Annotated in this window: 18 protein-coding genes; 14 read left to right on the top strand and 4 right to left on the bottom strand. The window is 63.1% G+C overall.

Annotated elements, in window-relative coordinates; all coding sequences use genetic code 11:
• Position 1 precedes the first annotated feature (1 nt).
• The 12 genes from rfbH (at position 2) to WNM05_RS20410 (ending at position 12,976) form a co-directional block, all read left to right on the top strand.
• Entirely contained in the window at positions 2-1,321 is a 1,320-nt protein-coding gene (gene rfbH, locus WNM05_RS20355) for a lipopolysaccharide biosynthesis protein RfbH (RefSeq protein ID WP_434630367.1), read from the top strand.
• Positions 1,322-1,331: 10 nt separating this feature from the next.
• Positions 1,332-3,110, top strand: a complete 1,779-nt coding sequence (locus WNM05_RS20360) for a bifunctional GNAT family N-acetyltransferase/PLP-dependent aspartate aminotransferase family protein (RefSeq protein ID WP_434630369.1) — start codon at positions 1,332-1,334, stop codon at positions 3,108-3,110.
• Positions 3,111-3,115: 5 nt separating this feature from the next.
• A complete protein-coding gene (locus tag WNM05_RS20365) occupies positions 3,116-3,928 on the top strand; it encodes a transketolase (protein ID WP_434630372.1) in 813 nt (270 codons plus the stop codon).
• Positions 3,921-4,793, top strand: a complete 873-nt coding sequence (locus tag WNM05_RS20370) for a transketolase family protein (protein ID WP_434630375.1) — start codon at positions 3,921-3,923, stop codon at positions 4,791-4,793. The genes WNM05_RS20365 and WNM05_RS20370 overlap by 8 nt, the downstream gene beginning before the upstream one ends.
• A complete protein-coding gene (locus WNM05_RS20375; protein WP_434630377.1) occupies positions 4,793-6,145 on the top strand; it encodes a hypothetical protein in 1,353 nt (450 codons plus the stop codon). Before WNM05_RS20370 ends, WNM05_RS20375 begins: the two co-directional genes overlap by 1 nt.
• A gap of 1 nt (position 6,146) precedes the next feature.
• A complete protein-coding gene (locus tag WNM05_RS20380; protein WP_434630380.1) occupies positions 6,147-7,112 on the top strand; it encodes a glycosyltransferase family 2 protein in 966 nt (321 codons plus the stop codon).
• A 38-nt stretch (positions 7,113-7,150) separates the two neighbouring features.
• Positions 7,151-8,194, top strand: a complete 1,044-nt coding sequence (locus tag WNM05_RS20385) for a glycosyltransferase family 9 protein (RefSeq protein ID WP_434630383.1) — start codon at positions 7,151-7,153, stop codon at positions 8,192-8,194.
• Positions 8,191-9,345, top strand: coding sequence for a glycosyltransferase family 9 protein (locus WNM05_RS20390; protein WP_434630386.1), 1,155 nt, complete (start codon positions 8,191-8,193; stop codon positions 9,343-9,345). The genes WNM05_RS20385 and WNM05_RS20390 overlap by 4 nt, the downstream gene beginning before the upstream one ends.
• Positions 9,346-9,352: 7 nt before the next feature.
• The gene (locus WNM05_RS20395) at positions 9,353-9,937 is read left to right on the top strand and encodes a hypothetical protein (protein ID WP_434630389.1); all 585 of its coding nucleotides are present in this window, start codon (positions 9,353-9,355) and stop codon (positions 9,935-9,937) included.
• Positions 9,938-9,943: 6 nt separating this feature from the next.
• A complete protein-coding gene (locus tag WNM05_RS20400; protein ID WP_434630391.1) occupies positions 9,944-10,984 on the top strand; it encodes a glycosyltransferase family 2 protein in 1,041 nt (346 codons plus the stop codon).
• 43 nt (positions 10,985-11,027) lie between these two features.
• Positions 11,028-12,116, top strand: a complete 1,089-nt coding sequence (locus WNM05_RS20405) for a hypothetical protein (RefSeq protein WP_434630394.1) — start codon at positions 11,028-11,030, stop codon at positions 12,114-12,116.
• A gap of 80 nt (positions 12,117-12,196) precedes the next feature.
• Positions 12,197-12,976 (top strand): formyltransferase family protein, encoded by a 780-nt coding sequence (locus WNM05_RS20410; protein WP_434630395.1) that lies wholly within the window; start codon positions 12,197-12,199, stop codon positions 12,974-12,976.
• A gap of 66 nt (positions 12,977-13,042) precedes the next feature.
• On the opposite strand, the gene WNM05_RS20415 is transcribed toward WNM05_RS20410, so the two are convergent.
• On the bottom strand, positions 13,043-14,458 hold the full coding sequence (locus WNM05_RS20415; RefSeq protein WP_434630398.1) for an FAD-dependent oxidoreductase: 1,416 nt from the start codon (positions 14,456-14,458) through the stop codon (positions 13,043-13,045).
• 66 nt (positions 14,459-14,524) lie between these two features.
• Positions 14,525-18,973 carry a glutamate synthase large subunit gene (gene gltB, locus WNM05_RS20420; protein WP_434630401.1) on the bottom strand — a complete coding sequence of 1,483 codons (4,449 nt, stop codon included), beginning with the start codon at positions 18,971-18,973 and terminating at the stop codon, positions 14,525-14,527.
• A gap of 283 nt (positions 18,974-19,256) precedes the next feature.
• Here gltB and WNM05_RS20425 point away from each other — a divergent pair, with 283 nt between their 5' ends.
• Positions 19,257-20,771 carry a phospholipase D-like domain-containing protein gene (locus tag WNM05_RS20425; RefSeq protein ID WP_434630404.1) on the top strand — a complete coding sequence of 505 codons (1,515 nt, stop codon included), beginning with the start codon at positions 19,257-19,259 and terminating at the stop codon, positions 20,769-20,771.
• A 395-nt stretch (positions 20,772-21,166) separates the two neighbouring features.
• On the top strand, positions 21,167-23,425 hold the full coding sequence (locus WNM05_RS20430) for an Orn/Lys/Arg decarboxylase N-terminal domain-containing protein (protein ID WP_434630407.1): 2,259 nt from the start codon (positions 21,167-21,169) through the stop codon (positions 23,423-23,425).
• Between the two features lie 126 nt (positions 23,426-23,551).
• Here WNM05_RS20430 and WNM05_RS20435 read toward each other — a convergent pair whose 3' ends face one another.
• Both WNM05_RS20435 and WNM05_RS20440 read right to left on the bottom strand, forming a co-directional pair.
• Positions 23,552-24,217, bottom strand: a complete 666-nt coding sequence (locus tag WNM05_RS20435; protein WP_434630409.1) for a hypothetical protein — start codon at positions 24,215-24,217, stop codon at positions 23,552-23,554.
• 14 nt (positions 24,218-24,231) lie between these two features.
• Positions 24,232-24,861 (bottom strand): LysE family translocator, encoded by a 630-nt coding sequence (locus WNM05_RS20440; RefSeq protein ID WP_434630412.1) that lies wholly within the window; start codon positions 24,859-24,861, stop codon positions 24,232-24,234.
• Positions 24,862-24,942: the final 81 nt, after the last annotated feature.

The raw sequence follows: 24,942 nt of genomic DNA on the forward strand, positions 1-24,942 counted from the left end.
TATGGAAGAAAAAGCGCAACAGCTGCGCCGGCAGATTGCCGAACTGGTGGCCGAATACGCCGACATCGCGCTGGCCCCCCGCCCCTTCGTTCCCGGCCAGACGGTGATTCCGCCGTCGGGCAAGGTCATAGACGGCGCCGAACTGCAGCATATGGTGGAGGCCTCTCTGGACGGCTGGCTGACCACCGGCCGTTTCAACACCCGCTTCGAACGGCAGTTGGCGGAGTTCCTGGGCGTCAAGCACCTGCTGACCACCAACTCCGGCTCGTCGGCCAACCTGCTGGCGTTTTCGGCGCTGACCTCGCCGCAGCTGGGCGAGCGCGCGATCCGCAAGGGCGACGAGGTGATAGGCGTCGCCGCCGGCTTTCCGACCACCGTCAATCCGATACTCCAGTTCGGCGCGGTGCCGGTGCTGATCGACGTCGACATCCCCACCTACAACGTCAAGGCGGAGCTGATCGAGTCGGCTATCACGCCCAGGACCAAGGCCATCATGCTGGCCCACACGCTGGGCAATCCGTACAACCTGGCCGCGGTGCGGGACATCTGCGACCGCCACGGCCTGTGGCTGATCGAGGACTGCTGCGACGCGCTGGGCTCGACCTACGACGGTCGCCTGGTCGGCAGCTTCGGCGACATCGGCACCTTGAGCTTCTACCCGGCGCACCACATCACGATGGGTGAAGGCGGCGCGGTCTTCACCAATAGCGAGCAGCTGAAGAAAATCGTCGAATCGTTCCGCGACTGGGGCCGCGACTGCTACTGCGCGCCCGGCTGCGACAATACCTGCGGCAAGCGCTTCGGCTGGCAGCTGGGCAGCCTGCCGCTCGGCTACGATCACAAATACACCTACAGCCACCTCGGCTACAACCTGAAGATCACCGATATGCAGGCCGCCTGTGCGCTGGCGCAGCTAGGCAAGCTGGAACGGTTCATCGACGCGCGGCGCGCCAATTTCGCCTATCTGAGCGAGCGCCTGGCCAGCTGCGAGGAGTTCCTGATCCTGCCCCGCGCCACCGAGCGCTCGTCGCCGTCGTGGTTCGGCTTCCCGATCACCATCCGCCCGGACAGCGGCATAGCGCGGGTCGACGTGCTGCGCTATCTGGACGAACACAAGGTGGGCACCCGATTGCTATTCGCCGGCAACCTGACCCGCCAACCGTATATGCAGGGTCAGAACTACCGCGTCCACGGCGAACTCGCCAACACCGACCTGATCATGAGCCACACCTTCTGGATAGGCGTGCATCCGGGCCTGAGCCGGGACATGCTGGACTACGCGGCGGAAAAGCTCGAAACCATCATAGGCGTGAACTTCTAAGGAGCAGGCAATGGAAAAGACCAGACTATCCGTCTACAACGCGGCGGTTGCCGCCAACTTTTCTTTCCTGAAACAGGCCGGCGACATCCAGCAGGCCTATCTGCGCGCCGTGCCCATCGCCGGCGGCGGCTATCTGCTGCCGGTCTGCCGCATGCACCTGCAGGACGCGGCGCTGATCGCCAAACTGACCGAATGGCGCAACCGCAATGCGGCGGTCTATCCGACCCAGTTCACCGCCACCGGGGAAAGCACGCGGGACTGGATGGAAAAGCAGCTGCTGGACATCGATGACCGCATGCTGTTCCTGGTGGTCACCGCCGCAGGCGAAACGGTCGGCCATATCGGTTTCAACCGCTGCCGCAACTCCGACATGCTGTTCGAAATCGACAATATGGTGCGCGGCGTCGCCGGCGTCGAGCCGGGACTGTTCTCCCGCGCGCTGGCCACGCTGATCGAGTGGGCCCGGACCACGATCAACGTGAACGGCTTCTTCCTGCGCGTCATCGACGATAATCCGCACGCTATCGCCTTCTATCGGAAAAACCACTTCTCGGCCGAGTCCGACACGCCGCTGGTGGCGGTGCGCGACGGCGACAGCGTCAGCTACCGCGAGGCCCTGCCATCGGAGACGCCGAGCAAGCATTTCGTCCGCATGGTCTACAAGGCGCCGACGCAAGCCGTCGGCGACAGCATGATCCTGACGGCCGGCCCTTCGATCTCGGCGCGCGAGGCCGCCTACTCCTTCGACGCCGCGCTCAACGGCTGGAACGGCAATTGGTCGAAATACCTGAACCGCTTCGAGAAAAGCTTCGCCGAATACGTCGGCGTCCGCCATGTGCTGGCCACCTCCAGTTGCACCGGCGCGCTGCAGATCGCGCTGATGGCGCTGGACATCGGTCCCGGCGACGAAGTGATCGTGCCGGACCAGACCTGGGTCGCCACCGCCAACGCCGTCCGTTACACCGGCGCCATTCCGGTGTTCGCCGACATCGAGCTCGACACCTGGAACATCGACGCCCGTTCGGTCGAGTCGCTGATCACAAGCAAGACCAAGGCCATCGTCGCCGTCCACATGTACGGCCACCCGGCGCGGATGAACAAGATCCTGGATGTGGCGCGCAAATACAATCTGAGAGTGGTGGAGGATGCCGCGCCGGCGATAGGCGCCGAATGGCAGGGCAAGCGCTGCGGCAGCTTCGGCGACTTCGCCGCCTTCAGCTTCCAGGGCGCCAAGCTGATGGTCACCGGCGAGGGCGGCATGCTGGTGACCGACGACGACGACCTGTACAAGAAGGCGTACAAGATCTGGGATCAGGGCCGCAATCCGTCGCGCACCTTCTGGATCGACGAGGACGGCGTCAAATTCAAGATGTCCAACATCCAGGCGGCGCTGGGCCTCGGCCAGCTGGAGCGCGTCGACGAACTGATAGAAATGAAGCGTCGCATCTTCGACTGGTACCGGGAGGGCCTGGAAGGCGTGCCGCACATCCGCCTGAACCGCGAAGTGGAAGGCGCGCGCAGCATCTACTGGATGAGCAGCATCCTGCTGGAACCCGAGGCCCGCCTCGGCCGCGATCAATTGATGCAGGAGTTGAAGGCCCGCAACGTCGACACCCGCCCGGTCTTTCCGGCCATCAGCCAGTATCCGATCTGGCCGCGGCAGCAAGAGCCGCAGCCTAACGCGATGTTCGTCGGCCAGCAGGCGATCAACCTGCCCAGCGGCGTCTGCCTGAGCCGCGACGAGGTCGCCTACGTCTGCCAGCAGATACGCGGCCTGCTGCTCGGATGAGCGCGATGGAACACGCTATCGCCCTGGCCCGCGAGATACGCGCCACCGCCTTGCGCATGGTCCATGCCGCCCGGGCCTCGCATATCGGCGGCGCGCTCTCCATCGCCGACATCCTGGCGGTGCTGTACGGCGGCCGCCTGCGCTTCGACCCCGCCAAGGTCGACGATCCGGAGCGCGACCGCCTGATCCTCAGCAAGGGCCACGCCTGCGTCGCCGTCTACGCGGCGCTGGCCGAAATCGGCGTGCTGAGCCGCGACGAAATCGCCAGCTACGGCCAGGACTTCTCGCCGCTGATGAACCACATCAGCCACAAGGTCCGCGGCGTCGAGTTCTCCACCGGTTCTCTGGGTCACGGCCTGCCGTTCGCGGTCGGCAAGGCGATGGCCGCCAAGCTGCGCCGCCAGCACTGGAAAAACTATGTGCTGCTCGGCGATGGCGAGATGGACGAAGGCAGCAACTGGGAGGCGCTGATGTTCGCCGCCCACCACGGACTGGACAATGTCGTCGCCATCATAGACCGCAACAATCTGCAGAGCCTGACCACGGTGGAGGCCACGCTGGCGCTGGAGCCGCTGGACCGGAAGCTGGAGGCCTTCGGCTGCCGCGTGTTCGACGTCGACGGACACGACCACCAGGCGCTGGACGCGGCCTTCGCCGCCGCCGCCGCGGTGCGCGGCCAACCGACGGCGCTGATCGCCCGCACCGTCAAGGGCAAGGGCGTCAGCTTCATGGAAAACAGCGTGGACTGGCACTACCGCAGCCCGGACGCGCAGCAGTTGCGGCAGGCGCTGGCGGAACTGGGAGTGCAATATGCGTAACGCCTTCATCGACGAGCTGGTCAAGCTGGCCACAATTCACGACGACATCGTGCTGATGGTCGGCGACCTCGGCTATGCCGTGGTGGAACCATTCGCCGAGCGTTTTCCCGACCGTTTCATCAATGCCGGCATCGCCGAGCAGAACATGATGGGCATGGCCGCCGGCATGGCGTCGGAAGGCTGCCACGTATTCGTCTACAGCATCGCCAACTTCCCGACTTTCCGCTGCGCCGAGCAGATCCGCAACGACGTCGACTACCACAAGCTGCCGGTCACCGTCGTCAGCGTCGGCGGAGGTCTGGCCTACGGCAATCTCGGCTATTCGCACCACGCGGTGCAAGACTACGGCCTGTTGCGGATGATGCCGAACATGCTGATCGCCGCGCCGGGCGACCCGATGGAGGTACGCGCCTGCCTTCGCTATCTGGCGCGCCACCCCGGACCGTCCTATCTGCGTCTGGGCAAGGCCGGCGAACCCTGCCTGCACCGCGAAGTGCCGGATGTCGCGCCGGGCCGCTGGCTGCCCATTTCCCTTCGCGACGGTGCGGCGACATTGCTGTCCACCGGCGCAGCCGTGTCCAGCGCGCTGGAATGGCTGGACACGCCAGCCTACGCCGGCCACTCGCTGCATTCGATGCCGCTGTGGGGCATGGGGTCGAAACCGCAGCAAGCCGAACGGCTGTCCGGATGGGGCGAGGTGATCACGGTCGAGGACCATATCCACGACGCCGGCTTCGGCAGCTGGCTGCTGGAGGCCGCCGCCTCGGCCGGCCTGGCCGGCAAGGTGCGCAACCGCGCGCTGTCGACGGAAATATTCGGCCAGGTAGGCAGCCAGAAAACCCTGAACCGGCTGGGCGGGCTGTAATGATCCTGGCGCTGAAGAAGACGCTGGGCCTGGACCGCGCCATCATATTCGTCCTGTTGAACCGAAGCTGGACGGTATTGGCCGGCTTCGCGACGCTGTATCTGATTTCGACGCATCTGAACAAGGCCGAACAGGGTTTTTACTACACGTTCTCAAGCATTCTGGCGCTGCAGATCTTCTTTGAACTCGGTTTCAGCGGCATCATCGCCCAGTTCGCCAGCCACGAGATGGCCAGGCTGCACTGGCGGGGCGGCGATCTGGTCGGCGACCCTCAAGCCCGCCGGCGCTTGCTGTCGCTGTTCCGGCTGGCGATCAAATGGTACGGCGTCATCTCGTTGCTGACGGTGCTGCTGCTCAATACCGCCGGCTACGCCTTCTTCTCCAACTCGGCGCCGCAGACCGAGGTGCTCTGGCGAGCGCCCTGGGCGCTGCTGACGCTGGGCGCGACGCTGAACCTGTTTCTCAGTCCGCTGCTGGCGCTACTGGAGGGCAGCGGACTGATCGCCGCCGTCAGCGCCCTGCGCCTGCTGCAATCCGTCGTCGCCTACACCGCTGGCTGGATCGTGCTGCTCAATGGCGGCAAACTCTATGCCGCCGCGGCCATTTCACTGCTCACCGCCGCGACCGGCTTCCACTGGCTGCTGCGCCACTACGCGCCGCTGCTGCGCTCGCTGCGGGAGGATTTGCGCCATGGCCCGCGCGACGACAGGATTTCCTGGCGCGACGAAATCTGGCCGATGCAATGGCGGATCGCGCTGAGCTGGCTCAGCGGCTATTTCATCTCGCAGCTGTTCACGCCGCTGGCCTTCCGCTACCAGGGCTCCGAGACCGCGGGCCGGCTGGGCATGTCGCTGAGCATCGTCACCACGCTTTCCACCGTCGCCAGCGCCTGGCTGAGCACCAAACTGCCGCGTTTCGGCATGCTGATCGCCGATGGGCGGCGCGACGAACTGCGGGCGCTGTTCCGCAGCAGTTGCGCGCAATCGGCCGCGGTCCTGCTGACGCTGCACTGCCTGTTCTTCGGACTGCTGCTCGCGATGCGCCAGCTTGACGTCGCTTTCGCCGGCCGGCTGCTCGCGCCGGTCGAACTGCTGCCGCTGCTGCTCGCCTCGCTGGCCAGCCACATCGTCTTCCTGCAGGCCTCGTATATACGCGCCCACAAGATCGAACTGTATCTGAAACACGCCATCATTCTCGCCGTTCTGATCTCCTGCTCCAGCTATTACCTGATCCGGCACGGCTCCGTCGGCGAAATGCTCGTCGCCTATGCGCTGGTCTGCTGCACCGTGGGCCTGGGCTACTCCAGCTATATTTATATTGGCTTCAATAGAAAAAAAACCATGGAGCGCTGAAATGGAACAGGCACTGCTGTCGATCTGCATCCCGACCTTCAATCGGGAAAAATATCTGAAACGCCTGCTGGACGCGCTGCTGCCCGCGATCGCCCGCCAACAGGGAACCGTGACGCTATCCGTGATAGACAATGCCTCCAGCGACGGCACAGGCCAATTGTGCCGCGACTATCAGTCGGCAGGTCACGCGCTGACTTATATCCGCAATGAAGAAAACATCGGCGCCGACGCCAACGCGGTCAAGGCGTTCGAACAGGTGGACGGCATTTACGGCTGGGTATTGGGCGACGACGAATATGTCTATGAGCAGACGCTGGACAGCGTGGTCGCCGTTCTGAGCAATCGGGCTCCCGCCATCGTCTACCTGAAAAGCGAGACCTGCACCGCCGCCGCCATAGCCGACAACCGTGCCAGGGGCCAGGCCTTCGACTATCACACATCCCGGCTCGACTATGCCCGCAACATCGGCGTCTATTTTACCTTCATCTCGGCGATCATCTTCAGGAAAGCCCTGCTGGTCTCGGCAGACAAGCCACCGCTCAAAATCATATACGGCACTTATATCCCTCAACTGGCCTGGGTACTGCCGCTGCTGGAGCAAGGTTCGCTGTTCGCCTGCAGCCGGGAATGTCTGATCGCTGCCGAGCCCAACAATACCGGCGGATACCGCTTGTTCGAGGTATTCGGCGCCAATATAAAAACCATGTTGGATCATTTTCTTATCGATGAGCCAAAAATTAGAAAAGTCATATTAACGTCCGCAATGTGGTTCTTGGCCAGTTTCTTTTACGGCAGCGCCAGCGATTTTAAAAAAGAAAACCCTTTAACCGCATTCGACTTTGCATTCAAAGAGCTTTTCTCTTATCGTCTTTTCGTACGCCCATTATTGTCATACAAGAATCTGGCATCGAAAATTTTCGTCAAAGCGATTTGCCACATACGAAAAAATACACTGTATCAATCATAAGACCGTGATCGACTCATTACCTGGGGTGTGGTGCTCTCATGAAGATACTCATCATCAAGTTATCGGCATTAGGAGATGTATTGGCCAGCAGTCCAATTTTTCATCTGATCAAAGATGAACATCCAGAATGCCAATTGCACCATTTGGTCATGAAACAGTGTTCCGTCGCGACGGAAAGCAATCGCCACATCGACAAACAACATATTATCGAATTGGTCCCATCCGGAAAAATACTGCGAGATTTGAAGATTCTGACGGTGCTATGGTGGAAAATGCTGTGGGAACGTTATGACACAGCCATCATACTGCATCGAAACATCCGCTTTCAGCTCCTGTGCAAGGCTGCCGGAATCAAGCGACTGATCGGTTTTTCGAGACAGGAGTGGAATATTCTAGACTGCTCTATGGAATTCACCATGAAGGGCAATCGCACCATGCAAGAAGTCGAGCTGCTGCGCAAAGCGGATCTGATACATGGCAACCCCACCTCGCTTGAGTTCTATATAGATACCAACAAGGTCGATTTAGCCAAGCTATCCGTATTGCCCGCCAACTATATCGCCGTCAACCCATGCGGTGGAAATCCGCATGCGCCAGCCGACAACAAGATTTGGCCAACAAGCAACTATATCACCCTAATAAACAGCCTTGACCTTCCCGTCATACTACTGGGAAATGGGGACCGGGAAAAAGCGATTGCCGACCTGATAGAGCAGAATTGTAACACCCCTGTCATCAATATGGTCAATAGAATAAATTTTCATGAAGCCGCCCATATCATTCAACGCGCCAGGCTTTATATCGGCAATGATAGCGCCCTGCTCTATCTTGCTGCGGCATTGAAAACCCGCTCGATTGGCCTGTATGGTCCGACAGCAGTCAGCGCATTCTTGCCATTGGGGAATAAACAGTTTTACATCCATTCCCAAACCTCCTGCTCCCCATGTTATAATTCGCTGGATGGCGTCAAATCCAAAATGTATTCCTGCGCCGATAATGTTTGCATGAAGAGCATTTCTCCATCACAGGTCTTGAAAAAAGTTCAGTCGATACTGGAGATAGAGAACCAGGTTTGTAAATGAAACTCAAAACATTGAAATTTTTCGATAAACTATTGGCTACGATAGTGAGTCGACTTTCCCCCAAAACCATGCGCCACCATGCAGCGCCGCCTTCCCGGATACTAATCATCAAGTTATCCGCCATGGGCGATGCCTTATGCATGTTCCCCGCCGTGCGCCAATTATCCATAGCCTTTCCTGATGCCCGCATCGAATGGCTGACGACCAATCGCAGCAATCCGTCCTATTTCTCAGGACTGCCATTTCTCAACAAGATCATTATTCTCCAGACATCTATACGGAATATTTTCACCTCCGGCCTTCGTATTTTTCTGTCCTTGAGAAAATATGATCTTATTATCGATTTTGATCAGTATTATCGCGTATCGGAATTACTGTCCCACTTCGGCGCAGTCAATGCCGGCTTTGAGGCTCCGTTGAAAGGTTCGGCTTTCACAATCAAGATTCCTTACGATCCCGACATCAATGAAACCGATATGTTTCATCGTCTGATCGCCCGAGTCCTGGCCGAGTATTCGATTCCATCGGCAGCACCCGTCCGCTTCGACCTGCCGGAACTGCTGTCCGGCTTTCAACCATCGGACCGGCTGCGGGAGATCGCCGTCCGGATCCGTTCCATTGGCTTGCCGGTACTGGCGTTCTATCCCGGCTCAAGCCGTAACGCCGCCTTTCGTCGACTGGACTCGGCTAAATACCTGCAAGTGATAGAGAGCCTGCGCAACCGTTGTGCCATCGTCATTGCCGGCGGCCCGGACGAGGCTGAGCTGAAAACCGTCTTTCCCGCCTCTTCGACTCAACTGTTCAATCTGATAGGAGAATTGAGCCTGCAGGAATGGACCTGGCTATTTCATTCGGCCATCGACGTCTTCGTCGGCAACGACGGCGGCCTGCTGCATGTGGCTGAAAGCCAGTCCGTCCCCGTCGTCGGCATCTTCGGCCCGGCTCTGTACCGGAAATGGGGATCGGCCAACCCGAAATCGATCGCCGTCGAAACCAGTCTGCCCTGCCGCCCCTGTCTGAAGAACTACCTCGGAGTGGTTCCGTCCCGCTGCCAGTTCGAGACTGTCAAATGTCTGGATGCGATCGCGGCGCAATCCATCGTCGACGCCGTCGATGCCGTGCTCGACAAAACAGCCGTCCCACATCGGTGAGCCCATCATGCGACTCCTGGCCCAACTGAACGAGTTACTTTTCCGGCGCGCCGGGCCGCGGCTCCGCGGCCGGCTGTCCGGGCCGCTCCGCCAGGTATCCTTTCATCGCCTGGGCCGCCACAACAAGATTTATGGCGGCACGGCGATCCGGACCGGCCAGCGGGTCTGCATCGGCGACTTCTGCTGGATAGAGGCCGTCGTCCGCTACGGCGCGCAGTCGTTCCAGCCCGCCATCGTGCTGAACGACGGCGTGATGATATCGGACATGACCCATATCAGCGCCGTCTCGCGGATAGAGATAGGAAGGGACTGCCTGCTGGGCAGCAAGATCTATATCGGCGACCATTCCCACGGCACGGCGAGGCTGGATGCCGACAGCTGCCGGATACCGCCCGGCCGACGGCCGCTGGACGACATCGCCGAGATCGCGATAGGCGACAGCTGCTGGATAGGCGATGGGGCCGTCATCCTGGCCGGCAGCCGCATCGCGGCCGGCTCCATCGTCGCCGCCAACGCCGTCGTCAAACTGCAGACAGACAGGCCGGCGCTGATCGCCGGCAATCCGGCCAAGGTTGTTCGTTACTTCGAGTGAATCGACATGACCACCATTACCGTAGCGGTACCATCGTTCTCCCGTCCGAATGAATTGAGGGAGCTGATCGAGTCGGTGCTCGGCGCGGACGAGCTGCCCGACGAGCTGTTGATCTGCGAAGACCGCTCACCGCGACGCAACGAGATCGCGGCCGTGGTCGGCAGCTTCCGAGAGGCCTTCGCCGCCACCGCCTGCAAGCTGAGCCATGTCGAAAACGAGCAGAATCTCGGTTACGACGGCAATATCCGCAATCTGCTGCAGCAGGCGTCCAGCGACTACGTGCTGATCCTAGGCGACGACGATGTCATCTACGCCAACGCCATCGCCGAGTCCCGGCGCTTCATCGATGCCCACCCCGGCATCGCCTTCGTGTCCCGCACCTACAGCCGCTTTTCCTCATCGCCGCGGGACATCATCAACACGACCTGGCTGCGCGGCGAAGACTGCGTGGTGAATCCGTCGAACTCGACGCCGAATCTGGTGTTCCGGCTCTGCGGCTTCGTCGGCGGCCTGATCATCAAGCGCGACTGGGCCAACGCCAAGGCGACCACGCGCTACGACGGCTCGCTGTACTACCAGTTCTATCTGGCCTGCCTCGCCTACTACGAAACCGGAATAGGCTATATCTTCGCCTCCATCGTCGGCGGCAGGGCAGGCAATCCGCCGCTGTTCGGTTCCGCCGAACACGAGAAAGACGTCCACATTCCAGGCTCCTACCGCCCGAAGGGTCGCGCAAAGATGTGGGCCGGCTTGCTGCGTATCGCCGCCGACGTCGACGCCGGGGGGCATGCCGGCCTCTACCGCAGCATGCGCAATGAAATCGCAGGCCGGCAATCATTCCACATCTTCGAAATGATGCCGGCCCAGGGCCGCAGGGCGACACTGGAGCTGTTCTGCGAACTGCGCAAGCTGCGCTTGACCCACAAGTTCCTGCCCTGGCTGCTGACCACCTTCATCTGCATTTTCGGAAGCTATGCCGGGCTGGGCTTCGCGCTGTTCCGCAAGCTCCAGTTCTCGATCGAAGGCGGCATCGGCGTCAAGATGTGACCGCAGGCGGCTGGCCAGGCAAACCGACACAAGGCGCGACGGCATGAGAAAACTGACGCTGTTCTACTTTTACTTCATCTGCCTCTACTGGTACCCCGCCACATTGCTGCAATGGGGCTCCTACGGCAGCGTCGAAGAGGCGATACCGGCCTGGTTCAAACTGCTGCGCGCGGTGCTGGTGCTGGTTCTCGTCGCCCAGATCGCGTCTTCGCCCAGCATCAACCGCAAACTGGTGATGCCGCTGGCCTTCTTCTGCTACTGCGTGCTGCTGTCGCCGCAACTGCCCGCCGTCATCGCGCTGGGCACCTTCGTGCTGTCGATCGCCATCAGCTACAAGATCCGGATAGCGACGATAGACTGGGATCGCCACATCCGGCTGATCAGCTGGATCAGCTATTTCGCCTGCGCGCTGGAGATCGCCGGCATCGTCGTCTCGCCCCACTCCTACGGCGGCGAACTGCGGGTCGTCGCCACTTTCGGCGGGCCCAACAACGCCGGGATCATCCTGTCCGGCTTCGCACTGCACCACTATCTCCGCTTCCGCGACGGCAGAAAGTTGTCCGACCTGCTGCATTTCGTCGGCTGCACGCTGGTGTCGCTGCAGACCGCGTCGCTGAGCGCCACGATGGCGTTCGCGCTATGCCTGGCCGCGCTGAACCCTATCATCGCCGTGCTGCTGCCGGTCCTGCTGCTGGCCACCGCCTCCGTCAACGATTTTCTGACGCTGAAAATCGAGCATCTGATGGATACCGTCAACGGCGGCAACTCGATAGGCTCGTTCAACGACCGGGTGGACAATATCAACAGCATCATCGGCAACTTCAACGCCTCGCCGTTGAAAGCACTGTTCGGCAGCCGGCTGGGCTCGGAAAGCGATTATCTGGGAACGCTGGGCCAGTACGGTCTGGTCGGCGTGGCGCTGCTGCTGCTGTCGCTGCTGCCGCTGCGGCTGAACGTGTTCCTGGCGCTGGGCCTGCTGCAGGGCGTTTTCACGCCATTCCTGTTCTCCTTCCCCAGCTTCGCCATCCTGTTTCTGTTATCGCGGATTCACCAGTATCGGAAACAGAACGCACTCGCCGGATCCCCTCCTCCGGCGCGACCGCGGGCGGCGACGCCGCCGCCGCTTGCCTAAGCGTAGCCCGCGCCCGATTGCAGCACCGCCACAAAGCCATATCGCCAACTGTATCGATGAACCACCACAGGATCATGATCATGAAAAACCAGTTCAAGATAGCCTTGTTCGCCAATCACTATCCAGGCTTGCAGATCGCACGATACCTGGCGGCCAATCACGCGACCGACACCGTGGCCGCGCTCTACCTCGCCGGCGAACAGGCCGACAACGACCGCGCCATCGCGGAAGCCCTCAATATCGACAGTGACCGGGTCTTCGTCGGCCGTGCGGCGATACAGGACGCCGAACATATCCAGTGGTTCCGCGCCCAGGACTTCGACGCCATCATCTGCGTCTACTGGCCCTGGTTGCTGGGCAAGGAAGCCTTCACCGCGGCGCCGATCACCGTCAACTTCCACCCGGCGTTGCTGCCGATCAACCGCGGCTGGTTCCCGCATGTGCACAGCCTGATCGACGGCAGCAAGACCGGCGTCACGCTGCACAAGATAGAGGACGGCGCCGACACCGGCTCGATCTGGGCCCAGAAAGAGGTACCGATCGCACCGACCGACACCGCAAAAGACATCTACGATCGGCTGCAGCAGGAAATCATCGCGCTGTTCCAGCAAAAATGGGACGACATCAAGCATGGCCGCATCACACCGACCTTGCAGAACGAGGCCGGAGCGGTCTACCACGGCAAGAAGGAAATCGAGGGACTGGACCGGATCGACCTGGATCGCGACTACAGCGCCCGCGAGCTGATCAACCGCATGCGCGCCCGGACTTTCGGCAACCGCGGCTTTGCCTACTACGAGGAAAACGGCGAGAAGATCTATGTGAAGATTTCGCTGTCGCGCAGCAGCAAGTTCGACTGAGCCGCTCCGCCGTCCAATGAAAAGCCCCTGTCGCGCAAGCGACAGGGGCTTTTCAAGCAATGGCGATCAGATGATGTCCAGATAGCCGAGAATGCCTTCGGCCGCCTGGCGGCCGTCATGCACCGCGCGCACCACCAGATCGGCGCCGCGCACCATGTCGCCGCCGGCGAAGATCTTCGGATGGCTGGTCTGGTAAGCATGCCTGCCGCGCGCCGGCGCCAGCGTGCGGCCGTTGGCGGCGGTGGCGATGCCCAGGGCCTCGAACCAGCCGGCCGCCTCGGCCTGGAAACCGAAGGCGACGATGACGTGGTCGCACTCGACGATCTCCTCGCTGCCCGCCACCACCTCGGCGCTGCGGCGGCCATTGGCATCCGGCTCGCCCAGGCGGGTCTCCGCCAGCTTGACCGCCAGCGTGCCGCCTATCATCGGCTCAATCGCGAGCGGCTGGCGGTTCCACAGGAACTCGACGCCCTCCTCCCTGGCATTGGCCACCTCCCGCTTGGAGCCCGGCATATTGACCTCGTCGCGGCGATAGGCGCAGATCACCCTCCTGGCGCCCTGGCGTATCGCCGTGCGGTTGCAGTCCATCGCGGTGTCGCCGCCGCCCAGCACCAGCACGCGCTTGCCGCGCATCGACAGCGCCGCTTCGTCCTTGGGCAGCGTGCCCAGGCTCTGGCGGATATTGTTGACCAGATAGGGCAGCGCCTCCATCACGCCGGGGCTGTCCTCGCCGGGAAAACCGCCGCGCATATAGCGATAGGCGCCCATGCCCATGAACACCGCGTCGTGCTTCTTCAGCAGCTTGTCCATCGGGATGTCCTTGCCGATCTCGGTATTCAGTACGAACTCGACGCCCATGCCCTCCAGGACCTCGCGCCGGCGGCGCACCACCGCCTTCTCCAGCTTGAACTCGGGGATGCCGAAGGTCAGCAGGCCGCCGATCTCCTCGTAGCGGTCGTAGACCACCGCCTTGACGCCGTTGCGCGCCAGCACGTCGGCGCAGGCGAGGCCGGCCGGGCCGGCGCCGATCACGGCGACGGACTTGCCGCTGGCGATGACCCGCGACATGTCCGGCCGCCAGCCGGCCTTGAACGCCTCATCGGCGATGTATTTCTCGATGCTGCCGATGGAGACGGCGCCGAAACCGCCCTGGTTCAGCGTACAGGCGCCTTCGCACAACCGGTCCTGCGGGCAGACGCGGCCGCAGATCTCCGGCAGGCTGTTGGTCTGGTGCGACAATTCCGCCGCCTCGAACAGCCGGCCCTCTTCGACCAGCTTCAGCCAGTTGGGGATGTAGTTGTGCACCGGGCACTCCCACTCGCAATACGGATTGCCGCAAGACAGGCAGCGGCCTGCCTGGTCGGCGGCGTCCACCGCGTGCAGCGGCTGGTAGATTTCCTTGAACTCGACCTTGCGGACCGCCGCGTCGACCTTGTCGCCGGGGTTGCGCGACAACTTCATGAACTGGAATACATCGGACATCTTGTTCTCTCCCGCTGGGATGGGGCGGCGCCTCCGGGCGCCGCCGCGTATCGATTCAGGCAGCGCTTAGTCTTTGAGCAGGCTTTCCAGCTTGGCGGCCTTGGGCTTCACCAGCCAGAAGTAGTCGACGTAGTCGTCGAAGTTCTGCAGCATCGCGCGGCCGGTCTCCGAGCCGGTCAGCTCCACGTGCTTGGCGATCTTCTCCAGCAGGAAGGCGCGGTACATGCCCATCGCCTCGCCGTTGATCAGATGGATGTCGATCAACTCATTGTTGTAGCGGTAGGCGAATTTCTCGCTCGGGTCGTAGACGAAGGCGAAGCCCCCGGTCATGCCGGCGCCGAAGTTGTAGCCGGTCTCGCCGAGCACGACGACGGTGCCGCCGGTCATGTACTCGCAACAGTGGTCGCCGGCGCCCTCGATCACGGCCAAGGCGCCGGAGTTGCGCACGCCGAAACGCTCGCCGGCGATGCCGGCGGCGAACAGCTGCCCGCCGGTGGCCCCGTACAGACAGGTGTTGCCGATGATGATGGACTCGCCCGCCTTGTAGCCGGCATCCTTCGGCGGATAGATGGTGACGCGGCCGCCCGCCATGCCCTTGCCGACGTAATCGTTGGCGTCGCCTTCCAGCTCCAGATGCAGGCCGGGCGCGTTCCACACGCCGAAACTCTGGCCGGCGCTGCCGGAGAACTTCACCTTCAGGCAGCCGAACGGCAGGCCGGCCGCGCCGTGGACGCGGGCGATCTCGCCGGACAGGCGGGCGCCTATCGAGCGGTGGGTGTTTTCTATCGGATACGCCAGCTCCAGCATCTGCCGGTTGTGTATCGCCGGCAACGCGTCGCGCTGGATTTGCTCGGCCAGCTCGCCCTTGTCGAACGAGGGGTTGCTGTCCTGCACGCAGAAACGCGGCTCGCTGTCCGGCACCGTGCCCAGCGACAGCAGCGGCGCCAGGTCCAGCCGGCCCTGGCGCTCGGTCTCGCCGTCCAGCGCCTCCAGCAGGTCCATGCGGCCGATCAGTTCCTCCATCGAACGCACGCCCAGCCTGGCCATCCACTCTCGGGTCTCGCGGGCGATGAAGAGGAAGTAGTTGACCACCATCTCCGGCAGGCCGGTGAAGTATTTGGAGCGCAGCTTGATCTCCTGGGTCGCGACGCCGGTGGCGCAGTTGTTCAGATGGCAGATGCGCAGATACTTGCAGCCCAGCGCCACCATCGGACCGGTGCCGAAACCGAAGCTCTCGGCGCCGAGTATCGCGGCCTTGACCACGTCGAGGCCGGTTTTCAGGCCGCCGTCGGTCTGTACCCTCACCCGGCCGCGCAGGCCGTTGGCGCGCAGCACCTGCTGCGCCTCGGACAGGCCCAGCTCCCACGGCGAGCCGGCGTACTTGACCGAGGTCAGCGGCGAGGCGCCGGTTCCGCCGTCGTAGCCGGAAATGGTGATCAGGTCGGCGTAGGCCTTGGCCACGCCGGCGGCGACGGTGCCGACGCCGGGCTCGGCCACCAGCTTCACCGACACCAGCGCCGTCGGGTTGACCTGCTTCAGGTCGAAGATCAGCTGCGCCAGATCCTCGATCGAATAGATGTCGTGATGCGGCGGCGGCGAGATCAGGCTGACGCCCTCCTTCGCGTGGCGCAGCCGCGCGATCAGGCCGGACACCTTGTCGCCGGGCAGCTGGCCGCCCTCGCCCGGCTTGGCCCCCTGCGCCACCTTGATCTGCAGCACCTCGGCATTGACCAGATAATGCGGCGTGACGCCGAAGCGTCCCGACGCCACCTGCTTGATCTTGGACATCTTCTCGGTGCCGTAGCGCGCCGGGTCCTCGCCGCCCTCGCCGGAGTTGGAGCGGCCGCCCAGCCGGTTCATCGCGATCGCCAGCGCCTCGTGCGCCTCCGGCGACAAGGCGCCCAGCGACATGCCGGCCGAATCGAAACGCTTGACGATGGCTTCCACCGGCTCCACCTCGTCGAGCGGAACCGGCTCGCCGGCCGGCTTCAGCCGCATCAGGTCGCGCAGCATCGCCACCGGCCGGGTATTGACCGTCTCGGCGTATTGCAGATAGGCGTCGTAGTCGCCGTTCTGCACCGCCTTCTGCAGCAGCTGCACCACGTCGGGGTTATAAGCGTGGTATTCCTCGCCGTGCACATATTTCAGCAGACCGCCCTGGTTCAGGCCGCGCATCGGGTTGAACGCCAGCTTGGCCAGTTTTTTCTGATCGGCCTCGAAATCGGCGAAATTGGCGCCGGACACCCGCGACACCGTGCCTTTCAGGCACAGCTCGACCACCTCCTCGTGGATGCCGACCGCCTCGAACAGCTGCGCGCCGCGATAGGAGGCGATGGTGGAGATGCCCATCTTGGACAGCACCTTCAGCAAACCCTTGTTGATGCCCTTGCGGTAGTGCTGCAGCGCCTCGTTCGGCTTCAGTCCCACCTCGCCGTTGTTCACCAGTTCCAGAATGGACTGGTAGGCCAGATACGGATAGACCGCGGTGGCGCCGTAGCCGATCACGCAGGCCATCTGGTGCGCGTCGCGCACCGCGGCCGTCTCGACGACGATATTGGTCTTGCAGCGCAGGCCGGCGTCGATCAGCGCGTGGTGCACGGCGCCGGTGGCGAACAGCGCGTGTATCGGCAGCCGCTCGCCGGTGGCGTGGCGGTCGGACAGCACCACGACCACCGTGCCCTCTTCCACCGCCTCCACCACGTGGCGGCTCAGACAGGCAATCGCCTCGCTGAGCGTGGTCTCGGCCGGGTCGTAGCACAGGTCGAAATTGGTGGCCTTCAGATAAGGCTCGGGCCGGGTGGTGACGCGGACGAACTTCTCGTGACTCAGCACCGGGCTGCGCACTTCCAGGCGCTTCGCGTGCTCGGCGCTCTCCTCGAACATATTGCGCTCCGGGCCGAACACGGTGTTCAGCGACATCACCACCGCCTCGCGTATCGGGTCTATCGGCGGATTGGTCACCTGGGCGAACTGCTGGCGCAGGTAGTCGAACGGCGACCGGACCTTCTGGCTCAACACCGCCATCGGCGTATCGTCGCCCATGGAACCGACCGCCTCCTGGCCGTCCTCGGCCAGCACGCGCAGGATCTGGTCGCGCTCCTCGCGGCTGAAGTTGAACAGCTTCTGCAGCCGGCTCAATTCGTCGCCGGACAACGGTTCGACGCCTGCGTCGTCCTCTATCGACAGTTCCAGATACTTGGCGCTGTCCTTGATCCACTGCCGGTAGGGCTTGGCGCTCTTCAGCATCGCATCGATGTATTCGGGCAGCAGCAGCTCTCCGCTGGCGAGGTCCGCGGCGAACAGCTGGCCCGGCTTGACCCGGCCTTTGCGGACCACGTCCTGGGCGCGGTAATCCCAGACGCCCACTTCCGAAGCGATAGTCAGGATATTGTCTTTCGTCAGCACCCAGCGCGCCGGTCGCAGGCCGTTGCGGTCCAGCATGCAGGCGGCGTAGCGGCCGTCGGTCAGCACGATGCCGGCCGGACCGTCCCAGGGCTCCATGTGCATCGAGTTGAATTCATAGAAGGCGCGCAGGTCCTTGTCCGTGCTGTCGACGTTCTGCCAGGCCGGCGGCACCAGGAGGCGCAGCGCGCGGAACAGCGGAATGCCGCCCATCAGCAGCCCCTCCAGCATATTGTCCAGGCTCATCGAATCGGAACCGTCGGTCTGGACGATGGGGCGGACCGCGTCCATGTCCAGATGCGGCGAGGCCATGATGCGCTCGCGGGCGCGCGCCCAGTTGCGGTTGCCCTGCACCGTGTTGATCTCGCCGTTGTGGGCGAGGAAACGGAAGGGCTGCGCCAGCTTCCACTGCGGCCAGGTATTGGTGGAGAAGCGCTGGTGGAACACCGCCAGGCTGGATTCGAAGCGCGGATCGGCCAGGTCCAGGAAGAAGCGCGGCAGGTTCTCCGGCGTCACCAGGCCTTTATAGGAGAGGGTGTGCGGCGACAACGTCGGCAGGTAGAAACAGGGATCGTCGTCGCGGTTGGCTTTTTCGGCCAAGCGGCGCCCCATGTACAGCCGACGCTGGAAGGCCAGCTCGTCCATGCCGAACGGGCAGTTCACGAAAACCTGGGAAATGGCCGGCAGGGACGCCAGCGCGGTCTCGCCGCAGGCGGCATGGTCGACCGGCACCGCGCGGAAACCGGCCACGTCCAGTTGCTGCGCCTCGAGCTGCTCGCGCAGCCGGGCGAGACTGCGCTCGCCTATCGCCCGGTCCGGGTGGTGGAACACCAGGCCGGCGGCGTACACTGACTTCAGCGCGATGCCGGCCTCGCCCGCCACTTCGCGCAGAAAGCCGTCCGGTTTCTTGAACAGCAGACCGCAGCCGTCGCCAGACTTGCCGTCCGCCGCCACCGCGCCTCTATGGGTCAGCTTGGCCAGCGACGAGATGGCGGTGGCCACCAGCCAGTGGCTGGGCTTGTCGTCCAGTTGGGCGATCAGACCGAAGCCGCAGCTGTCCTGTTCGAATTCCGGTTTATACAATGTGCCCTGCAGTCGGCTCTGTCTGTCCATTTCTCTGCCTATTTATACTTTGTAGTGATGGCTTTGATTCTAAGGGCAAGATCCCGGCAGCCGCAAGACACGCCGCTGCGGTGCAACAATCATTCAAACTCAACCACTTAAGATTCAATTTATTGATTATTAATGTAATTTCCCTACCTGAAATTGACGGATTTATTGATTTTTTGAGACTTTTATTTTCAAAAAAGCGACAGGGTCGCAGGTATCAAAACGGATACAAAGCCGCATTTTTCGCAATATTTTGTATTTTGTAAGACAAAATTCAAAAAACACCATGACCCACGAAGACCAGTCATTGCAAACGCTGCAGTTCGTCCGTCAGCTGGCCGAACAGGCGCTGTCGCGCTCAGCCGGCGCCCCGCTGGTGCCCGGAAACCGGGTGCGACTGCTGTACGACAGCGCCGACAACTTCCCTGCCTGGGAGGCCGCGATCGCCGGCAGCGGCGATTCGGTCTTCATTGAAATGTATATTTTCGCCAATGACCAATTTGGCCTGAAAATTCGTGATTTGTTGGTAGAAAAAGCGAAAGCGGGCATCCAGGTATGTCTGCTATATGATTGGCTGGGTAGTTGGCGCGCCCATCTGGCCGGCTTTTTCAAGCCGCTGATCGAGGCCGGCGGCCAGGTGCGCGCCTACCATCCGCCCAGCCTGGGCGGCGGCCTGAGCCTCTTGGGCCGCAATCACCGCAAGATGATCATCGTCGACCGGCGCCAGCTGTTCGTATCCGGCCTGTGCATCAGCGCCAGTTGGCAGGGCAGGCCGGATCAGGGCCTGGCGCCATGGCGCGATACCGGCCTGGCGCTGGAGGGGCCGCTGTTGACGCCGGCGCTGGCGGCCTTCGCCGATAGCTGGGCCAGTTGCGGCGAGCCGCTGGATGACGGCTGGCTGCAAGCGTCCAGCGACGAGCTCTGCGGCCCCGCCTCCGCGCGGCTGATCGCCACCACGCCGTCGACAGCGAGGATGATGCGGCTGGACCTGCTGGTGGCCAGTTTCGCCCGCCGCACGCTTTGGCTGACCGACGCCTACTTCATGGCCACCAGCCTGTATCTGTCGGCGCTGCAGCAGGCGGCGCGCGACGGCGTCGACGTGCGCCTCCTGGTGCCCCGCTCCAGCGACATCCGCTGGATCGCCACCGTATCGCGCACCCAGTATCGCCCATTGCTTGAGGCCGGGGTCAGGGTGTTCGAATGGAACGGGCCGATGATACATGCCAAGACCGCGGTGGCCGACGGACGCTGGGCGCGCATCGGCTCGACCAATCTGAATCTGTCCAGCTGGCTGGTCAACCGCGAGCTGGACGTGGCGCTGGAGGACGAGGAACTGGCCGGGGAGCTGGCGCAGCGTTTTCTGCAGGACCTGGAGCAGTCCACCGAGATCGTGCTGCGCCACGAGAGGCGGCGGCCGGTGCCGCGGCCGGTGCGGCAGGAGAAGCGCCAGCGCGGCACGCCCAAGGAAATGGCGATCAGCGGCGCGAGCGCGGCCGCGCGCCAGGCGATGCGGATAGGCGACGCGCTGGGCGCCGTCGTGCGCGGCAGCCGCAGCGTCGAAAGCAGCGAGGCGCCGGCCTTCCTCAGCATAGGCGTCGCGCTGTGCGCGCTGGCGCTGGCCATCGCCTATTTCCCCTGGCTGGCCGCCGCGCCGCTGGTGCTGTTGCTGGCCGGCAGCGGCCTTGCGGTCGCATTCAAGGCCTGCGGCCTCTACCTGGAAAAACGGAGAAAAAAACAACAGTCGCGGCAGGCATCCGGCGGCGATGACAGCGACAGGACGCCGCCGGCAGACTGCCAATGAAAACAGCGGCTTAGTCTGCATTCGATACCGAGCCGCCCCCAGGCCGCACCCCGTCCCGCGCCAGGCCATGGTTCAAGCTGCGATTTTTTCGCGGCATCTGCCGCAGCGCACAACAACATGACAGGCAAAAGGTCTACAATGCGCGCTTCTTGGGATGTTCTCCAGGCCGGCTGACGTGACGCAACCGCAGGTTGCCAGGTACGGACCGCGGCGCAAAGCGACCCGTTTTATTCGCGCCTCAAGGCCAGCCTCCAGGGCGGCGGCGAAGACCCGTTCTTCAGCCCGTGCGTACAGATCTGCGCCCCACGCGCACCTAGCGACATTGCCGTGGCAAAGTCCGGTGACGCCATCGGCTCCGCTGCAGTGTCCGAGTTAACAGCAACAAGGACTCAGGTATGCGTTTTCACTTCCCCATCGTGATCATCGACGAGGATTTCCGCTCGGAAAACACCAGCGGTTCCGGCATCCGCGAACTGGCCGCCGCCATGGAGGCGGAAGGCATGAGCGTGATCGGCTACACCAGCTACGGCGACCTCACTTCGTTCGCCCAGCAGCAGAGCCGCGCCGCCGGCTTCATCCTGTCGATAGACGACGAGGAATTCCAGACCGAGGATTCGGCGCAGCAGGCGCTCGGCGGCCTGTACGGCTTCGTCGCCGAAATCCGCCGCCGCAACCCGGACATCCCGGTCTATCTGTATGGCGAAACCCGCACCGCCCGCCACATTCCCAATGACATCCTGCGCGAGTTGCACGGCTTCATCCACATGCACGAGGACACGCCGGAATTCGTCGCCCGCCACATCATCCGCGAGGCCAAGAGCTATCTGGACAATCTGGCGCCGCCGTTCTTCCGCGCGCTGGTCGACTACGCCTACGACGGCTCCTATTCCTGGCACTGCCCCGGCCACTCCGGCGGCGTCGCCTTCCTGAAGAGCCCGGTCGGCCAGATGTTCCACCAGTTCTTCGGCGAGAACATGCTGCGCGCCGACGTCTGCAACGCGGTGGACGAGCTGGGCCAGTTGCTGGACCACACCGGCCCGGTGGCGGCGTCCGAGCGCAACGCCGCCCGCATCTTCAACGCCGACCACCTGTTCTTCGTCACCAACGGCACCTCGACATCGAACAAGATCGTCTGGCACAGCTGCGTCGCCGCCGGCGACATCGTGCTGGTGGACCGCAACTGCCATAAATCGAACCTGCACGCCATCATCATGACCGGCGCGATCCCGGTCTTCCTGATGCCGACGCGCAACCATTACGGCATCATCGGCCCGATCCCGAAGTCCGAGTTCCACCCGGACAACATCAGGAAGAAGATCCTGGCCAACCCGTTCGCGCGCGAAATGCTGGAGAAGCATCCGAACCGCAAGCCGCGCATCCTGACGCTGACCCAGTCCACCTACGACGGCATCCTGTACAACGTCGAGGAGATCAAGGGCCTGCTCGACGGCGAGGTCGACACGCTGCACTTCGACGAAGCCTGGCTGCCGCACGCCAGCTTCCACGACTTCTACCGCGACTTCCACGCGATAGGCGAAGGCCGTCCGCGCTGCGAGGACAGCCTGATCTTCTCGACCCAGTCCACCCACAAGCTCTTGGCCGGCATCAGCCAGGCCTCGCAGATCCTGGTGCAGGACCCGCAGAACCGCCAGTTGGACACCGCCTGGTTCAACGAGGCCTATCTGATGCACACCTCGACCAGCCCGCAGTATTCGATCATCGCCAGCTGCGACGTGGCCGCCGCGATGATGGAACAGCCGGGCGGCCAGTCGCTGGTGGAGGAATCGCTGGTCGAGGCGATGGAGTTCCGCCGCGCGATGCGCAAGGTCGACGAGGAATACGGCCGCGACTGGTGGTTCAGCGTATGGGGCCCGGACGATCTGTCCGACGACGGCATCTGCGACCAGCCCGACTGGACGCTGCGCCCGAACGAGCGCTGGCACGGTTTCGCCGGCATCGAGGAAGGCTTCAACATGCTGGACCCGATCAAGGCCACCGTGCTGACGCCGGGTCTGGACGTGGACGGCAGCTTCGAGGAAATGGGCATCCCGGCCGCCATCGTCACCAAGTATCTGACCGAACACGGCGTGGTCGTCGAGAAAACCGGCCTGTACAGCTTCTTCATCATGTTCACCATCGGCATCACCAAAGGCCGCTGGAACACGCTGATCTCGCTGCTGCAACAGTTCAAGGACGACTTCGACAAGAACCAGCCGATGTGGCGCGTGATGCCGGAATTCGTCGCCAAGCATCCGCAGTACGAACGCGTCGGCCTGCAGGACCTGTGCCAGCGCATCCACGGCCTGTACGCCAAGCACGACGTGGCGCGGCTGACCACCGACATCTACCTGTCCGACATGGAGCCGGCGATGCGCCCGGCCGACGCCTTCGCCAAGATGGCGCACCGCGAGATCGAACGCGTGCCGGTGGACCAGCTGGAGGGCCGCGTCACCGCGGTGCTGCTGACCCCGTATCCGCCGGGCATCCCGCTGCTGATCCCCGGCGAGCGCTTCAACAAGACCATCGTCGACTACCTGCGCTTCGCCCAGGCCTTCAACCGCGAGCTGCCGGGCTTCGAGACCGACGTCCACGGCCTGGTGGCGGTCGAGGTGCAGGGACGCAATGTCTACTGCGTCGACTGCGTCAAGCAGTAGGAGCGGCGACCGGAAACGACAAAGGCGGGAGCGATCCCGCCTTTTTTTCATGCAGAGGCCGATGCCCCGAGCCATATCACCAGCGACAGCGCTGCCGCCGATTGCCGGCGGCACTAGTAAACGATGCTAGCCCGCTAACCGCGCGCGCTGGCGCTTGACGATGAATCGGGTCCAAACCAGCAGCGCTACCCCGATCGACAACAGCACCACCGCCGCGACATACGTCCCTCCCCATAGCAGCAACAAGGCGATCAGCACCAACACCAGGCCAAGCAGGCCCAGAAACACCGCCGCCAGCCACCCCAGCGCCGCTGGCATGGGCATCTGCGCCTGCATTGACTGCCGCTCCTGCTTGCGTTTGTCGCGATACGCCTCAATCGTCGGCATCCGCCCCAGCAGCACGGCCAACGCGCCCGGCAGCAGGGCCAACAGCAGCGCCTCGACGTCGTAAACGCCATCGCCGGACAAGCCTTGCAGCAGCAGGCCACCGAACAGACCGTACAGGAACACGCCCCAAGCCAAGGTGCTCAACGGCCGCCGCCAACGCATCACATCCGGCCGCTGCGTCACCAATGGCAACAGCAGGAGCAACGCGGCGATCAACAAGGCCGCCTCCAGCATATTGCTCGCCCAGCCATGCAGATGCATGCCAGGGCCATGCTTGGCGGGCATGTAGAAGTCGCGCCGCCAGTAACTGAAACCGGCGTACGACGCCGTAGCGACGGCCAGCAATGCCCGAGTCGCCTTGTCGCGCGGCGTCAGCGCCGGCTCTCTCCGTTCGATTTCTTCCATATCTCTCCCCACGCTCAACGCTGGCCGGCCGCCAGCAGCCGCATCGCCAGGCCGCCGAACACCGTCGCCAGCAGATACTGCGGCCAGCGCCCGCCGCTGCCGCCGGCCAGCATCCGCCCCATCCGGCTGCTGGCGACGATGACCAGCGCGTTGACGACGAAGCCGACCGCGTTCAGCACCGTGGCCAGCAGCATGATCTGCAGCGCCACCGGACCGGCCTGCGGCTCGACGAACTGCGGAAACAGCGCCAGCACGAACAGCGCCATCTTGGGATTCAGCAGATTGGTGGTCAGCCCCTGCAGCGCGATGCGCGCCAGCGGCCGGCCGGGCGCGGCGGGATCGGCCGCGCGCAACACGCTCTTGCTGCGCAAGGTGGTCCAGGCCAGGTACAGCAGGTAGGCGGCGCCGGCGATGCGCACCGCGTCGTAGGCCACCGGCACCATCACGAACAGCTGGGCCAGGCCCAGCGCCGCCAGCAGCGCATGGCAATAAGTGCCCAGCAGGATGCCGAACAGCGTGGCGAAGCCGGCGCGCAGCCCCTGCCCCGCGCTGCGGCTGGCGATCAGCAACATGTCGGGGCCGGGCGTGGCAGCCAGCGCGAGACAGGCAAGCGAGAACAGCAGCAGGGTGGACAAGGTGGGCATAGGCAAGACTCCGCAATCGGTGACGAAGGCATTCATCATACCGATATCATCTGGACGCGAACAACCATGCCGGCATGGCTT

Source organism: Chromobacterium sp. CV08 (genome assembly GCF_051129845.1).
Taxonomy (GTDB): Bacteria; Pseudomonadota; Gammaproteobacteria; order Burkholderiales; family Chromobacteriaceae; genus Chromobacterium.

Excerpts from the sequence above, each read along its gene's own strand:
- rfbH (WP_434630367.1), top strand. The coding sequence starts at position 2 with ATGGAAGAAAAAGCGCAACAGCTGCGCCGGCAGATTGCCGAACTGGTG.
- WNM05_RS20360 (WP_434630369.1), top strand. The coding sequence starts at position 1,332 with ATGGAAAAGACCAGACTATCCGTCTACAACGCGGCGGTTGCCGCCAAC.
- WNM05_RS20365 (WP_434630372.1), top strand. The coding sequence starts at position 3,116 with ATGGAACACGCTATCGCCCTGGCCCGCGAGATACGCGCCACCGCCTTG.
- WNM05_RS20370 (WP_434630375.1), top strand. The coding sequence starts at position 3,921 with ATGCGTAACGCCTTCATCGACGAGCTGGTCAAGCTGGCCACAATTCAC.
- WNM05_RS20375 (WP_434630377.1), top strand. The coding sequence starts at position 4,793 with ATGATCCTGGCGCTGAAGAAGACGCTGGGCCTGGACCGCGCCATCATA.
- WNM05_RS20380 (WP_434630380.1), top strand. The coding sequence starts at position 6,147 with ATGGAACAGGCACTGCTGTCGATCTGCATCCCGACCTTCAATCGGGAA.
- WNM05_RS20385 (WP_434630383.1), top strand. The coding sequence starts at position 7,151 with ATGAAGATACTCATCATCAAGTTATCGGCATTAGGAGATGTATTGGCC.
- WNM05_RS20390 (WP_434630386.1), top strand. The coding sequence starts at position 8,191 with ATGAAACTCAAAACATTGAAATTTTTCGATAAACTATTGGCTACGATA.
- WNM05_RS20395 (WP_434630389.1), top strand. The coding sequence starts at position 9,353 with ATGCGACTCCTGGCCCAACTGAACGAGTTACTTTTCCGGCGCGCCGGG.
- WNM05_RS20400 (WP_434630391.1), top strand. The coding sequence starts at position 9,944 with ATGACCACCATTACCGTAGCGGTACCATCGTTCTCCCGTCCGAATGAA.
- WNM05_RS20405 (WP_434630394.1), top strand. The coding sequence starts at position 11,028 with ATGAGAAAACTGACGCTGTTCTACTTTTACTTCATCTGCCTCTACTGG.
- WNM05_RS20410 (WP_434630395.1), top strand. The coding sequence starts at position 12,197 with ATGAAAAACCAGTTCAAGATAGCCTTGTTCGCCAATCACTATCCAGGC.
- WNM05_RS20415 (WP_434630398.1), bottom strand. The coding sequence starts at position 14,458 with ATGTCCGATGTATTCCAGTTCATGAAGTTGTCGCGCAACCCCGGCGAC.
- gltB (WP_434630401.1), bottom strand. The coding sequence starts at position 18,973 with ATGGACAGACAGAGCCGACTGCAGGGCACATTGTATAAACCGGAATTC.
- WNM05_RS20425 (WP_434630404.1), top strand. The coding sequence starts at position 19,257 with ATGACCCACGAAGACCAGTCATTGCAAACGCTGCAGTTCGTCCGTCAG.
- WNM05_RS20430 (WP_434630407.1), top strand. The coding sequence starts at position 21,167 with ATGCGTTTTCACTTCCCCATCGTGATCATCGACGAGGATTTCCGCTCG.
- WNM05_RS20435 (WP_434630409.1), bottom strand. The coding sequence starts at position 24,217 with ATGGAAGAAATCGAACGGAGAGAGCCGGCGCTGACGCCGCGCGACAAG.
- WNM05_RS20440 (WP_434630412.1), bottom strand. The coding sequence starts at position 24,861 with ATGCCCACCTTGTCCACCCTGCTGCTGTTCTCGCTTGCCTGTCTCGCG.